The sequence below is a fragment of the Pseudophaeobacter sp. TrK17 genome, assembly GCF_042192375.1.
Lineage (GTDB): Bacteria > Pseudomonadota > Alphaproteobacteria > Rhodobacterales > Rhodobacteraceae > Pseudophaeobacter.
In genome coordinates this window covers 3,026,404-3,039,780 of sequence record NZ_CP071700.1, presented here as the reverse complement: position 1 = coordinate 3,039,780, position 13,377 = coordinate 3,026,404, and the positions used below count along the sequence as shown (strand labels likewise).

The 13,377-nt window shown below is 59.6% G+C and carries 12 protein-coding genes and 1 tRNA gene; 5 read left to right on the top strand and 8 right to left on the bottom strand.

What is annotated here, in order from left to right:
• Positions 1-151 precede the first annotated feature (151 nt).
• Positions 152-1,843: a thiamine pyrophosphate-binding protein gene (locus JZI28_RS14360; RefSeq protein ID WP_375698047.1), complete on the bottom strand. Its 1,692-nt coding sequence runs from the start codon at positions 1,841-1,843 to the stop codon at positions 152-154.
• A gap of 213 nt (positions 1,844-2,056) precedes the next feature.
• Here JZI28_RS14360 and JZI28_RS14355 point away from each other — a divergent pair, with 213 nt between their 5' ends.
• Together JZI28_RS14355 and JZI28_RS14350 are read left to right on the top strand one after the other, a co-directional pair.
• The gene (locus JZI28_RS14355) at positions 2,057-2,752 is read left to right on the top strand and encodes a GntR family transcriptional regulator (protein WP_295453908.1); all 696 of its coding nucleotides are present in this window, start codon (positions 2,057-2,059) and stop codon (positions 2,750-2,752) included.
• 50 nt (positions 2,753-2,802) lie between these two features.
• On the top strand, positions 2,803-3,537 hold the full coding sequence (locus tag JZI28_RS14350; RefSeq protein WP_375698046.1) for an aspartate/glutamate racemase family protein: 735 nt from the start codon (positions 2,803-2,805) through the stop codon (positions 3,535-3,537).
• 21 nt (positions 3,538-3,558) lie between these two features.
• Here JZI28_RS14350 and JZI28_RS14345 read toward each other — a convergent pair whose 3' ends face one another.
• From JZI28_RS14345 to JZI28_RS14315, 7 genes are all read right to left on the bottom strand, one after another.
• On the bottom strand, positions 3,559-4,491 hold the full coding sequence (locus tag JZI28_RS14345) for an AEC family transporter (protein WP_375698045.1): 933 nt from the start codon (positions 4,489-4,491) through the stop codon (positions 3,559-3,561).
• Between the two features lie 94 nt (positions 4,492-4,585).
• Positions 4,586-5,383, bottom strand: a complete 798-nt coding sequence (locus JZI28_RS14340) for an MBL fold metallo-hydrolase (RefSeq protein WP_375698044.1) — start codon at positions 5,381-5,383, stop codon at positions 4,586-4,588.
• The gene (locus JZI28_RS14335) at positions 5,383-6,192 is read right to left on the bottom strand and encodes a TatD family hydrolase (RefSeq protein ID WP_375698043.1); all 810 of its coding nucleotides are present in this window, start codon (positions 6,190-6,192) and stop codon (positions 5,383-5,385) included. Before JZI28_RS14335 ends, JZI28_RS14340 begins: the two co-directional genes overlap by 1 nt.
• A 49-nt stretch (positions 6,193-6,241) precedes the next feature.
• Entirely contained in the window at positions 6,242-7,378 is a 1,137-nt protein-coding gene (locus JZI28_RS14330; RefSeq protein WP_375698042.1) for a DNA polymerase III subunit delta', read from the bottom strand.
• A complete protein-coding gene (gene tmk / locus JZI28_RS14325) occupies positions 7,375-8,028 on the bottom strand; it encodes a dTMP kinase (protein ID WP_375700108.1) in 654 nt (217 codons plus the stop codon). Before tmk ends, JZI28_RS14330 begins: the two co-directional genes overlap by 4 nt.
• Positions 8,029-8,039: 11 nt before the next feature.
• Positions 8,040-9,212 (bottom strand): D-alanyl-D-alanine carboxypeptidase family protein, encoded by a 1,173-nt coding sequence (locus JZI28_RS14320; RefSeq protein WP_375700107.1) that lies wholly within the window; start codon positions 9,210-9,212, stop codon positions 8,040-8,042.
• A gap of 58 nt (positions 9,213-9,270) precedes the next feature.
• Positions 9,271-10,203: an SPOR domain-containing protein gene (locus JZI28_RS14315; protein WP_375700106.1), complete on the bottom strand. Its 933-nt coding sequence runs from the start codon at positions 10,201-10,203 to the stop codon at positions 9,271-9,273.
• Positions 10,204-10,492: 289 nt separating this feature from the next.
• Here JZI28_RS14315 and JZI28_RS14310 point away from each other — a divergent pair.
• The 3 genes from JZI28_RS14310 to JZI28_RS14300 all read left to right on the top strand — a co-directional run bounded on the left by JZI28_RS14310 (position 10,493) and on the right by JZI28_RS14300 (position 13,347).
• Positions 10,493-10,582 (top strand) — tRNA-Ser (locus tag JZI28_RS14310).
• 224 nt (positions 10,583-10,806) lie between these two features.
• The gene (locus JZI28_RS14305) at positions 10,807-11,226 is read left to right on the top strand and encodes a hypothetical protein (protein WP_375698041.1); all 420 of its coding nucleotides are present in this window, start codon (positions 10,807-10,809) and stop codon (positions 11,224-11,226) included.
• Between the two features lie 6 nt (positions 11,227-11,232).
• Positions 11,233-13,347 (top strand): AIPR family protein, encoded by a 2,115-nt coding sequence (locus JZI28_RS14300; RefSeq protein WP_375698040.1) that lies wholly within the window; start codon positions 11,233-11,235, stop codon positions 13,345-13,347.
• Positions 13,348-13,377 lie beyond the last annotated feature (30 nt).

Genomic DNA, 13,377 nt, shown 5'->3' with positions numbered 1-13,377 from the left:
GCCGCGCCTCGCGTCTCTGGAAAGGGGCGCTGGAGCCGGTAATAGCTATCGTCTTTGTTAGGCACGGAGGACTCTGGCCGTTCGGAGTTGCCTCCAGGACTCCGCCCGTTCGGCCCTGAAAGGCTCTCCCAGAGCCTTTCCGAGACGGGCCTCACCCCATCCAGCGCCGCACCGGGGCGTTGCTGTCTTCAAGCGCCTGACAGACCACATCCACCAAGGTGGGGCCGTCGTGATCAACCGCCTCGCGCATCACCCGTTCCAGGTCTTCGGGGTTCTCTACACGCCAGCTTTTGACACCATAGGCGGCAGCGATTGCGGCGTGGTCGGTGCGGTTGAAGTCGACGTTGTAGTACCGCGCGCCCTTGTCCGCAAATTGGCTAGCCTTGATCCAGCCGAAATTTGCATTGGAGAACACCACAAAGGTGATAGGCGCGCGGGCGCGGCAGGCGGTTTCCAGCTCCCCCAGGGTAAACCCAAAGGAGCCGTCTCCCATCAAGGCTACGGTTTTTGATGCGGGCCGCCCGAACCAAGCCCCCAAGGAAGCTGAAAGCGCGTAACCAAGGGCGCCATGCGCCCGGTTGGTGATGAAATAGCGCCCGGGTTGCTGCAATTGATAATAGGCCGAGACATAGGGACAACTGGTGCCGGGGTCCGAGACCACGGTGGCATCCGGCGGCAGCACCTTCATCAACGCATCAACCACGCGTTCAGGTCGGATCGGCGTCTCGGTGCTTTGCGCCAGGTGATGAAACTTCGCAAACTTGCGCGCTTTGATCTGCGCGATGGCAGCTGCCCCGCCAAAGCCATCGGCGCCCTGTGTGCGGCGATCCAGCACCGCGTTGACGGCGGCCAGCGAAAGCCGAAGATCACCCACCACGCCCACCTCGGTGCGGTAGTTGGCGCCAATGACCATCGGGTCATTGTCAAAATGCACGATACGGGTGCCGGGCGCAGGGGCTTCCCAGCGCGAGGTGGTGGTAGAGCCAGCGCGACAGCCCATAAACACCACCAGATCCGCCGCCTCCATCATCTCCCAGGTTTCATCAGTACCGCCGTTTGACCCCACAACCCCCAGACAATTGGCATGGGTTTCGGCCAGGGACCCCTGGCCGGAAATCGAGGTTGCGACCGGAATATCAAGCCGGGTGGCAAGGCGGGAGAGCTCCGCCATGGCGCCGGCAATCACGATGCCGCCGCCACAGATGATCAGGGGTGATTTTGCCGACAGTATCGCATCAATCGCGGCCTCTGCCGCGCCGGGTTCGGGCGCCTGCGGGTAGGCGGGATAGCTTTGGTGTTTTGGGTCTGCCCAGATATCACTGGGGTCAACCGCATCATATTGCACGTCATATGGCAGGCCAAGATGCACTGCACCCGAACGGCCAGTGGTCATCGCCTTAAAGGCGGTGCGCACCATCCGGGGGATATGCTGTGACTGCTTGATCACCGTGTTCCACTTGGTCAGTGGCCGCATCAGGGCGTCCTGGTCGACCTCTGTCAGCGGGTATTTCCCATAAGAGGCAACCGAGATGTCGGTGGTGATGCCCAGAACCGCGTAGGAGCTTTCGGTGGCTTCAATGAGGCCGGGCAGGAGATAGGTGGCGCCGCCGCCCGAGGGGCCCTCGGCCACACCGGGGCGCCCGGTGACGCGGGAATAGCCATCGGCCATATAGGTGGCGCTGCGTTCATCCCGGGTCAGCACATGGGTCATGCCGTGATCCAGCCCACGCATGGCGTCGTAAAAGGGCAGTGTGGTGTCGCCGCAAAGGCCAAAGATATGTTGCACGCCATGGGCTTCCAGCATCCGCACCATGGCCTCAGCGCCGTTCATCGCATTGCTCATTTTACTCTCCGGGTTGTGATCAATCTGTTTTGGTCATTGTGGGGCGCTCCACCGGAGCCGGGGTGTCGTTCATCCGCACAGGCTGCGGAATCAGCTTTGTGTTCATAATTGTATACAGTTTGGAATTCATTATTGCGACCAAGTCAACCCTGCTCTAGCGTGGCGCCAAATCAGCAGGAAACTGCAGCAAGCCCAGGATGTGAGCGGAACAAGATGGCGAAACGGGAAAGCAATGTTGACCGGGTCTATGAGGCGTTGCGCCGGATGGCAGCGGATTTTGCCTTTAAGCCTGACCAGCGGATCAATGAAAGCGCCCTGTCCGAAGTGCTGGGGGCCAGTCGCACACCGCTGCGGGAGGCGCTGAACCGGCTGGTGGCCGAGGGGTTTTTGACCTTTCAGATCAACCGGGGCTTCTTTTGCCGCCCGCTGACGCCGGGCTATATCCTTGATCTCTATGAGGCGCGTGTGGCGATCGAATGTGAAGCTCTGCGGATTGCGTGCCTGCGGGCGCCGGAGCCGGATATTGCCGCGTTTTCCGATTATCTGGACCGGATGGAGCCGGACTATGAAAGCGCCACCGAGCTGGAAGAGCTACTGGCATTGGACGAGGGGTTTCATAGCCGTCTGGTGCAATTGTCCGGCAATCGTGAGCTGCAACGGATGCTGAAGAACCTCAATGGCCGGATCCGTTATATTCGCCTGATTGATCTAAAGCGGATGCGCGATCAGGCCGAGGGCCGGGCGCCGGGCGATGTTTCGGCTCATCGGCAGGTGCTACAGGGGCTGGCCGCGCGGGATGTTGATGCCGCGACCAATGCGTTGCGCGGGCATATTGAAAAGCGCCGGGAAGAGGCCACCGAGGCGGTGCGCATCGCCTTTTCACAGCTTTACGTGCCGGACGAAGACTAGGCACTGGACACTGGGTGCACGCGGGCGGCCTCTACGCAAAAGGAGACGGGATGGAACAGGGTGGTAAGACGGTCTACGGGGCCGCGGTGGGGATCCTGATGCTGGAGACGCAGTTTCCCCGTATTCACGGCGATATGGGTAATGCCCTGACCTGGGATTTCCCGGTGCATTACCGGGTGGTACGCGGGGCTACTCCGGATCTGGTGGTGCGCAATGATCCGACCCAACTGGTGGATTTGTTTATCGAGGCAGGGCGGGATTTGGTTGCGATGGGCTGCGATGGCATCACCACCAACTGTGGTTTTCTGGCGCTGATCCAGGAGCAGGTGAAGGCGGCGCTGGGGGTGCCGGTGGCGACGTCTTCGCTGATGCAGGTGCCGATGGTGCAGGCGCTGCTGCCCACAGGTAAGCGGGTTGGCGTGTTGACCATTTCAAAGGAGACGCTGACCCCGGCCCATCTGCGCGCCGCTGGTGCGCCAGAGGATACACCGGTTGGCGGCACCGATGGGCTGCGCTGCTTTACCGGTGATATTTTGGGGGATGCTGCGGCGATAGACTTTGAGGCCTGCCGACTGGACATGATTGACGGGGCGCGGGCGCTGGTGGCGGACAATCCGGATCTGGGCGCCATCGTTTTGGAATGCACCAACATGGTGCCCTATGCCCGAGATCTGCGCCGGGTGACAGGCCTGCCGGTGTTTTCCATCCAAAGCTTTGTTACCTGGTTTCAGGCCGGGCTGATGCCGCGTCGCTATGATCTGGAGCTGGATGATCCACGCTGGTAGCGCCTGGCTAGTGCGAGGGCGTCAGCTGAGCACCAGCAGCCAGAACCAGACTGTCAGCACCGAAGCCGCAGTGGCAATCAGCACCGACGAGGCAGCCACCCGTTTGGCGCGCCCGTACATATTGGCAAAGATGTAGGCGTTGAATCCCGGCGCCATGGCCGCATTCAGCACGCCAGAGCGGAACAGATCCTGCTTCAATCCCAGTGTGCCCCCCAGCAGCCAGACAATGCTGGGATGTACCATCAAAGCAGTGACGCAGACAAAGCCAATGGTGCGCAGATCGCCTTCGGGGCGGTACTGAACCAGCACGCCGCCGAGGGCAAACAGCGCTGTGGGCAGGGCGGCGCGAATGACCAGTTGTAGGGCTTCATCCACAGCTGAGGGGATTGTCAGCCCTGCAAGGTTGAAGGCAAAGCCAAGCGCGATGGCAAGGATCAGCACGTTTTTGAACATCGCCGTCAGCACAGAGGAGACGGTCTTGACCCCGCCGGCCCCGCGGTTGCGCACCACCTCCATCGCGGTGATGCCGAGCCCGTAGCAAAAGGGGGAGTGAAAGGCGATGATCGCATAGTTGCCAGTCAGGTTTTCCGGTCCAAAGGCGCGTTCGGTAATGGGCAGGCCCAAAAGAACCGAGTTGGAGAACAGGCAGCAAAACCCGATGGCGACGCAGTCTTCCCAGTCCCGTTTGAACAGCAGGCGGGCGCCGGTCAGGCCGATGCCAAAACAGGTTGCGGCTCCGGTATAAAAGCTGATGAGCAACTTGGGGTCAAAACTGTCGGAGAGATCCAGGTTTGCCATGGCATGAAACAGCAAGCAGGGGATGGCAAAGCCCTGGGTGAATTTCATCAAGCCATCAACATGGGAGGCAGAGAAAACGCCTTTTAGCGTTGCCACATAGCCTGCTGTCACGACCAGAAAGACAGGTAGGATGACATCAATCAGACTTTGCAACATCGCCGGGTCTCCTTTGCGGCAAACGCCTTGGGCCTTGATACTGGCGCGCCTTGCCACTGTGGTGGGCGACACAGCCGCCCAGATCATAACGGCCTTACAGCGCGCAGCGAATGACCATGCCGTCATAGGCCGGGGTGATGTGATCGGCGGTCTCGGCCTTTACCGTGGCATAGTCGAGATCAATGTGCATATTGGTCAGCACCGCGCGTTTGGGCTGCATCCGCTCGATCCAGGCCAAGGCCTGATCAAGGCTGAAGTGAGTTGGATGAGGGCTGCGGCGCAGGGAATCCAGGACCCAGTATTCCAGCCCCTCCAGTGCGCCGGTGACATCCTCGGAAATTTCGGCCACATCCGGCAGATAGGCGAGATTGCCAATGCGGAACCCAAGCGCATCCATGGCCCCGTGATTGACCTCAAACGGCAGGAAAGGGATCTCGCCACCGGGGCCATCAATGGTAAAGGCGCCATCAATGGTCCGCAGATCCAGGATCGGTGGATAGGGGGAGCCTTCGGGCTGCACAAAGGCATAGCCAAAGCGCGACAGCAGCGCATTCTGGGTGTCGCCATCAGCGTAGACGGGGATCCGCGCACGCATGTTGAACACGATCATGCGCAGGTCATCCATGCCATGCACATGATCCGCATGAGAATGGGTATAGACCACCGCGTCCAACCGCCCTACCTTGGCATCCAGCAACTGGCTGCGCATGTCAGGTGAGGTGTCGATCAGCACCGAGGTGGTGCCATCCGGCCCGTCACGTTCCACCAGCATGGAGCAGCGGCGCCGCCGGTTGCGTGGATTGTCAGGATCACAGTCGCCCCAGTGCCCGCCCAGGCGCGGCACCCCACCGGAAGAGCCGCAGCCCAGAATTGTATAGCGCAGCTCAGCCATCAGGCAGCGGCCTCATAGCGGCCAGCTTTCCAGAACAGGCGGTCGAAATTGGCCTGGGTCTGGGCGGCAAAATCTGCGTAGTCCAGGTCAAAGACCTTGGCCCCGATCTGCGCCGTAAGGGCAGAATAGGCAGGTTCGTTGCGTTTGCCGCGATGGGGCGGCGGTGCCAGATAGGGGGCATCGGTTTCCACCAGGATGCGGTCCAGTGGCGCCGCAGCAAAGATATCGCGCAGATCCTGGCTTTTGGGGAAGGCGGCAATGCCTGACATCGACAGGTAAAAGCCAAGATCCAGCGCCGCGCGACCCAGCTCAACCGAGGAGGAGAAACAGTGCATGACGCAGCTGAAGGCGCCGTTTTGCATCTCTTCGCGCAGGATCCGCGCCATGTCGTCATCCGCGGCACGGGCGTGAATGATCAGCGGCAGTTTGGTGTCGCGGGCTGCGTCAATATGGGTGCGCAGAGACTGCTCCTGAATGTCGGCGCTTTCGGCCGTGTAGTGATAGTCGAGCCCGGTTTCGCCAATGCCGACAAATTTTGGATGATCCGCCAAGGCAACCAGTTCATCATAGCTGGCCATGGGTTCAGCCGCGACGCTCATCGGGTGGGTGCCTGCGGCGTAAAACACCGGCGCATGGGCCTCGGCGATGGCGCGCACGGCGGGCTCGTTCTTGAGCTTGGTGCAGATAGTAACCATGCGGGTCACGCCTGCCTGAGCCGCGCGGGCAATGACCGCGTCCAGCTCGCCTTCAAAATCGGGAAAATCCAGATGGCAATGGCTATCGGTGATCTGTGGAACTGTGGTGCTCATGCCTGCCTCGTCGTGTATCTGGCCGGATCCGGGGTGGCCTGCCTATAGGTCACCGGGATGCGGTCTCTTGCATCTTAAAAACCGTATCTAGGACAAGTGAAGCCGGGTCAAGGTTCACCGCCTGCCCATGGCGCGCGCGTGCTGTGGCCTCAGCCGAGAGATCCGCCCAGGCACGTCCCTGCAGCGGCGCGGCGGCCAGTCGGGTCAGCATTGCGGCCTCGCCTGCTGCGGCTTCGGGCTGTGGCGGCTGCCCTGTGGCGCCGGTTCGGGCCAGTCGCGACAGGGCGACCTCAATCAGGCTCAGCAGCAGCTCAAACTTTTCGGCAGCGCCACGCTGGGCCGAGGCCTCAGCCAGGGCGATGGCGCGTTGGCGATCCAACCGGGGCATGGTGTTGAGGATCTGCACCAGCTCGGCGTAGATTTTAAGCCCGCTCAGGTTCAACAAACGCAGAGCAGCCCCCACAGAGCCCGCCGACAGGGCGGTAAGATGGGCGGTGTTTTCAGGCAAATCAGCGCCCGCCTGTGCCAGGGCCGATTGCATATCTTCCGGCAAAAGCGGCCCCAGTCGCAGGGTGCGGCAGCGCGACCGGATCGTCGGCAGCAGGCGCGAGGGCTGATGCGAGATCAACAGCAAAGTGGTGCGGGCAGGGGGCTCTTCCAGCATTTTCAGCAAGGCATTGGCAGCACTTGTATTCATGTCGTCGGCGGCATCCACAATCACCACCCGGCGGCCACCATCGGTGGAGGACAGGCCAAAAAATCGGTTCAGTTTGCGGATGTCATCCACCACGATCTGATCGCGCAGCTTGCCCTTGTCATTGTAGCTGCGGCTGATGGCGGCGAGGCCCGGCTCGGCCAGGGCCTGAATGCGGTGTGCGACCGGGTGATCCGGGTCAATCGACAGGGATGTTGCGGGCGGCGGCGCGCCAAACAGGCCTTCCTCGGCGGGTGGTGTGGCCAGCAGGAACCGGGCGATGCGCCAGGCCAGGGTTGCCTTGCCGACGCCCTGCGGCCCGGTGAGCAACCAGCCGTGATGCAGCCGGTTGGAGTTGAAGGCGGTGAGAAAATCCTGCTCTGCCTGATCCTGCCCAAAGAGCTCTATGGTCTCGCGCGGATGAGGTGCGCCGGGAGCCTGATCGGCACGCGGCAGGTCTTCGTCAGCTTTTGCCTTGGGCGCGCGGCTCATTGCTGCGCCGCTTTGACACGGGCGGCCAGGGCTGCCTTGGCAAGCTGCAATACATCAGCGGCGACCGCGTCGATATCCTGGGCACCATCCACAGTTCTGAAGCGGTCAGGGAACTCTGCTGCCAAGGCCAAAAAGCCGGCACGCATTTTCTCCTGCAGGCCGAGGCCAAAATCCTCGAACCGTTCTTCTGTGCCCTGGCGCCCCTTGGCGCGGGACAGGCCGGTGGCGGGGTCCATGTCGATGAGCAGGGTCAGGTCCGGCTCACGCCCAATCATAAGATTATGCAACTGATCCACCGTGGCGCGCAAATCGCCCCGTGACATGCCCTGATACATTCGGGTGCTATCGGCAAAGCGGTCGCAAATCACCACCTTGCCCGCAGCCAGAGCGGGCAGAATGGTACGCTCCATGTGGTCGCGCCGGGCAGCGGTGAACAACAGGATCTCGGTCTCGGCGGACCACTTTGCGGGGTCGCCTTCCAGCACCAGACGGCGGATATCCTCGGCCCCCTCAGAGCCACCGGGCTCGCGGGTGAGAACAACATCGTAGCCCGCCCTGCGCAGAGCCTCGGCCAGGCGTTTGCACTGGCTGGATTTGCCTGAACCGTCAATACCTTCAAAGGTCAGGAACAGACCGGCGGGCACCTGCATTCTATGCTCGGTCACTGGGCAGCCTCGGGACCAGCAATCAGGCGTCTGGACAGAACCTTTGCTGCATTTTGTACCCGCTGAAAGAAACCAGCATTGGCGACATCCTGTTCCGCCACCAGGGGCAGGCGGATTTCCGGTAGCCCATCCGGCTGCAGCACCAGCTCTGCCAGTTGCTGGCCTTTGCTGATGGGGGCATTGATTGGGCCGGAATAGACCACCTCAGCCGGGATTTCAGAGCCCGCGAGAGCAGGCAGCAGAATTTCCAGATCGGTTTCGGGCACCAGGCCTACCGATCGTTCCGCTCCACGCCAGACCTCGGCGCTGGCGACCGAGACACCGGCCTTGGCGACGATCTTTTTGGCAAATTGGCGAAACGACCAGTTAACAATGGCCTCGGCCTCCTCTGCGCGGGCCTTGGTGCTGTCCAATCCGCTCACCACAAAGATCACCCGGCGATCCCCCTGCACGGCGGAACCCACGAGACCATAGCCTGCCTCCGAGGTGTGTCCGGTCTTGAGCCCATCGGCGCCAATGCCAAGCCCCAGCAGGGGATTGCGGTTGCGGGTATTGGAGGGCGCCCGGCCGTCAAAGGCAAAACTCTTTTCGGAAAACAGCGGGTAATACTGTGGAAAGTCTTCGATCAGATGTTCGGCAAGTACGCCAAGATCCTGCATCGACATGCGGTGGCCGATCGCGGGCCAGCCGTTGGAATTGGCAAAGCTGGCATTGCTCATGCCCAGCTCATGGGCGCGTTTGGTCATGTAGCGGGCAAAGCCGGCCTCAGTGCCATCGGGGCTAAGTGCTTCGGCGATGACCGCACAGGCATCGTTACCCGAGAGCACGATAATGCCGCGCAGCAGGTCGTCGACACGCACCCGGTCGGTGGTGTCCAGAAACATGGTCGAGCCGCCATAGCTCATGGCGTGAGCACTCACAGGCAGACGTTCGTCCAAAGACAGACGGCCATCGCGCAGCGCTTCGAAGGCGACATAGAGCGTCATCAGTTTCGACATGGAGGCCGGGGGCAGCGGCACTTCGGCATTTTTGGACAAAAGCACCGTATCGGTGCCCTGATCCACCACATAGGCGGCCCGCGCTTTGGTATCAAAAGCGGCAAGCGGCAGCGCCGTCAGGCAAAGCCCAAAGCTGGCGGCCAAGGTAAGTTTGGCAAAGGGGCTGACCATGGATTTCGCGCCTGTTGATTTCACGCCTTTGGCCTCCTTGGGGATGGGGGTGACGGTGTTAATTGGTGACGGCATAAGCATCAGTAAAGCCGGTTTCCTTGATCTTTTTCAGCAGCTGGCTGCGTTCCGATTTGGATTGGGCTGGGCCGACCACAACGCGCCAGAATGGTTTCCCATTCCCGGTTTGCGCCAGGACAGTGGGGATCAAACCGGCGTTGCGCATCTGTGCTGCGGTGTTCTTTGCGTTGCTTTCAACGCTGAAAATGCCGATTTGAATGAACGGCTTGCTTAGTGAAGAGACACGCGGCGCCGGGGCGACGGGGGCCCGTGGACTAGAGACCTGTGAGCTAGAGGCCTGTGAGCTAGAGGCCTGTGGACTGGAGGCTGGTGCCGCCTCGATCGCGGCAGCGGCGCCTGCGATTGGATCCAGCGGTGTGGCTTCGATTTCATCCGCGCCAAGCGCTGCGGCTGCTGTCTCTTCCAGGGGGCTGTCCTGCAGGGTCGCGTCAGCCAAGGTGGGATCCGGCAGCTCTTCGGCTTCACGACGTAGCGCGGTGACATTTAATTCAATGGGAGCGCCTGCCAGGATGCCAAGCGCCGCCGCCGCATCGGAAGAAATCTGCAATCGTGGGCCGGGGATTTCACGTTCGCGGCGGAACAGGGCGCCGATGACAAATTTGCCATTGGACGTGTTGCGGATGATCACTCGTTCCGGGTCTTTGGCATCCGGGTGCGCCACCCATACGCCGCCCAACGATGGACGACCATCCCAGAGCCCGGCTTCGTTGACCTGAAACACATCCGGCGCCTCGACGTCGCGTTCAACCAATTGTGTCCTACTGGAACCTGTGACGGCAGTCTCTGCCGGTTTGGGTTTCAGAAACCCCAGATTGGCGCCGTCTTCGCAGGCCGAGAGCGCCAGCACTGATACTGCCATCACGGCGAGGCCAAACCGTGGTCTCGATTTCGGCATGGGTGGTGTCATGATCATTTCCTTGCCTGTGCTCTTTGCGCCAAAGCGCGTCTCGCCGGATTCCCGGTCGTCGTTTTGATTTGGCGAATGATAGCCTGCAGCGGCAGTCATGAAAACCCTATGCCCGAGGGTGGTTTGCAAAAGCTGGGTGATGGGCGTTATCCCGCGCGTTTCCTGCTGGGCGCAACAGGGTTTCATCTGTCAGTAAGGGGGGATTTTGAGGGCAATTGTGGGCCAGGACATTTCGTGAGAAGGGATAATTTCCTCTTGCGTGTTGTCTTGCAGCACCTTAAACCGCCCCAAGACCGGGGAGGTGGCAGAGTGGTCGAATGCGGCGGTCTTGAAAACCGTTGAACGTGAGAGCGTTCCCAGGGTTCGAATCCCTGTCTCCCCGCCACTTGCCCTTGAGAAACGTTTCTCCCGATCCGCCTTCGGCCGGATTTTTCCGTTGTTTTCGAGGGTTATGCACGAGGGGCTAAGCACCGGAGACGGGGCCAAAAGAGCCCGAGGTGTTCTCTCCGGGCCCATGTTCTCCCGACCTGTTGCCTGCAGCGATTTGGTGAAATTTCTGTAAGATATTGAAAACGTGTTGAATTTCGAGGGGTGCAGGCGAGCACTTCGATGTCGGTCTCGACCGCGTTAAGCGACCCGGTTCGAACCTCACTCCTTTTGACGACGTCACTTGGCTTGAAGGCATTGACGTTAGATGCAGGCGCTGGGAAAATCAGCAAAAAAGGGATGGCAACAACATACCGCCTACCATTTTCTTCAGCTTCGCCGTCGGTTTACACGCTGATGTCTTTGGCAATGAGCCGCATGTTGGTGAGCAGTAATGAGGTGGTCGCAGAAAAACCAAATCTGTCGTGTCATTGGCTCATCTCGAGGTGGGTATCTCCACAGTGGATGGTGGTTGTGACGCTTGACCTTATCAAGGGAGAGTACGACGGTATTGGTGGTTCTTTTCAGGAGCTACGAACAGGCGCTTGGTTTCGGCAAGCAATGAAACGGGCGCGCAGAACGGTGGCATTGATCAGGAGATGAAACGAATTGGATGAACTGATCGAATTCAATAGGTCCGTCGTTGGCGAAGTCACTGCAGAAGCATCAGCAAGTGGTATTTCGCAGGCTGACGCATTTTTTGAACGGATGGCTGCCCTCCTGGAAGCAGAAGGTGAAATTGCGACCGCTGACCGAGTTACGTTTCTCGCCAGCAGTCAGGGAAAGACCGTAAGGCTCGACGGGATTGGCGGAGACCCGCGTGAGTCCGAGGGTATACTTAGCGTCATCGTCAGCGATTTTCATGATGGAGACGCAGCGGTTAAGATCAATGCAAGCGATGCCAAGAAGGCCTTCGGCCACCTAATCAACTTTGTCGCTGCCGCGCGTCGGGCTGCCTTCCGGGCGGACCTGATCGAGGGGAGTGCTGAAGCAGGTGCCGCCTCAATTATTACATCGGCGTGGTCATCCATAACGAAGATCAAACTCATTCTCATGACCAACGCGACCTATAGTGCCAGGACAGACGCGGTTCTTGCGGGCAAGATTGATGGCATTCCAGTCACCTACAACATCTGGGATCTTACACGCTTCCATCGTTATGAGACGTCGGGACACGCTCGGGAAAAGATCATCGTCAATTTCAGGGAAGATTTCGGCGCAAGCATTCCGGCACTGGCTGCGTCGAGCAGCGGCGAACACCTCGACAGTTATCTTGTTGTGATCAACGGTCATCAATTGGCTGAAATCTATGAAAAATGGGGGGCGCGGCTTTTGGAGTCGAACGTTCGGAGCTTCCTTCAGGCGCGCGGCGCGGTGAACCGGGGTATTCGGGACACCATCAAGGATGAACCGGCAATGTTCTTTAGCTATAACAACGGGCTGTCGGCAACGGCCGACAGTGTCGAGGTAGAGAAGACATCGGACGGTCTCAGGATCGTGTCCGCGACAAACCTGCAGGTCGTAAATGGTGGTCAAACAACAGCTTCTCTCCACGCGGCTCGGAAAATCTCGCCAGAAACGCTCGAACAAGTCCACGTGCAGATGAAGTTGACAGTTGTTCCGTCGGATGCTTCTGAAGAGGTCGTCCCGTTCATCTCAAAATACGCCAATAGTCAGAACAAGGTCAGCGCGGCGGATTTCTTCTCGAACCATCCTTTCCATATGAGGATGGAAGAATACTCGAGACGAGTTTTGGCTCCGGCCGCCGAAGGTACAAACCGCGAGACAAAATGGTTCTACGAGCGCGCAAGGGGCCAGTACCTTGTCGAACGCGCCAAGAAATCCCAAGCTGAACGTCGGCGTTTTGATCTCGAAAACCCGAAACCGCAATACTTCGTCAAAACCGACCTTGCGAAGGTCGAGATGAGTTTCCGCATGCGGCCTGATACGGTCAGCAAGGGCGCGCAGAAAAACTTCGGCGAGTTTGCTCAGATGATCGGGGCGGAATGGAACCGGAGTGAGAAGAAGTTCGATGAGACATGGTATCGGCGCCTGGTCTCAAAGCTGATAATCTTCCGGTATCTCGAAAAGACAATTCCGAAACAGCCGTGGTATCCCGGTGGATATCGCGCGAACATTGTTACTTATTCTATCGCCAAATTGGTCTCGGACGCAGATGAAAGGGATCATGTTATTGATCTTGATGCCGTATGGCGGCGCCAATCGGTACCTCGGGATCTAGGTGACGCATTATTGATCGCGGCCGAAGCGGCAGTGGAAGTAATCACCCACCCCGAAGCGGGCGTGAACAATATAACGGAATGGGGAAAGAAACAGGCGTGTTGGGCGACCTTGCAGCGGGTTGAAATCGACTATGGGCCTGAGTTTATGAATTGCCTCGTTGAGCCAGAGCAGGCGCGCTCCGTTCAGAGAGATGGCCGTCGCGAAGAAGCTGTAATTTCTGGCATCGAGGCCCAGACTTCGGTGATTGAGGCCGGAGGTGAATTCTGGAACCGGCTCAGGGAATGGGGCGGAGGCAAGAGGATATTCAGTCCAAAGGAGGATGGCATTCTGAAGGCTTGCGGCCTGTTCCCGTCCAAGCTGCCGTCGGAAAAACAATCGGTCATCGCACTCGACCTTCTGGAGCGGGCTCGAGAGGAAGGCTACGTGGATGAGGATGAATCTCCGAGGATCCGGATATCCTCTTTGTCACGACAGCATTAAAGCGTCCCGCCGAAAACCTGAATCGTAAGG

Coding starts and splice junctions, on each gene's coding strand:
- JZI28_RS14360 (WP_375698047.1), bottom strand. CDS start 1,843: ATGAGCAATGCGATGAACGGCGCTGAGGCCATGGTGCGGATGCTGGAA.
- JZI28_RS14355 (WP_295453908.1), top strand. CDS start 2,057: ATGGCGAAACGGGAAAGCAATGTTGACCGGGTCTATGAGGCGTTGCGC.
- JZI28_RS14350 (WP_375698046.1), top strand. CDS start 2,803: ATGGAACAGGGTGGTAAGACGGTCTACGGGGCCGCGGTGGGGATCCTG.
- JZI28_RS14345 (WP_375698045.1), bottom strand. CDS start 4,491: ATGTTGCAAAGTCTGATTGATGTCATCCTACCTGTCTTTCTGGTCGTG.
- JZI28_RS14340 (WP_375698044.1), bottom strand. CDS start 5,383: ATGGCTGAGCTGCGCTATACAATTCTGGGCTGCGGCTCTTCCGGTGGG.
- JZI28_RS14335 (WP_375698043.1), bottom strand. CDS start 6,192: ATGAGCACCACAGTTCCACAGATCACCGATAGCCATTGCCATCTGGAT.
- JZI28_RS14330 (WP_375698042.1), bottom strand. CDS start 7,378: ATGAGCCGCGCGCCCAAGGCAAAAGCTGACGAAGACCTGCCGCGTGCC.
- tmk (WP_375700108.1), bottom strand. CDS start 8,028: ATGCAGGTGCCCGCCGGTCTGTTCCTGACCTTTGAAGGTATTGACGGT.
- JZI28_RS14320 (WP_375700107.1), bottom strand. CDS start 9,212: ATGGTCAGCCCCTTTGCCAAACTTACCTTGGCCGCCAGCTTTGGGCTT.
- JZI28_RS14315 (WP_375700106.1), bottom strand. CDS start 10,203: ATGATCATGACACCACCCATGCCGAAATCGAGACCACGGTTTGGCCTC.
- JZI28_RS14305 (WP_375698041.1), top strand. CDS start 10,807: ATGTCGGTCTCGACCGCGTTAAGCGACCCGGTTCGAACCTCACTCCTT.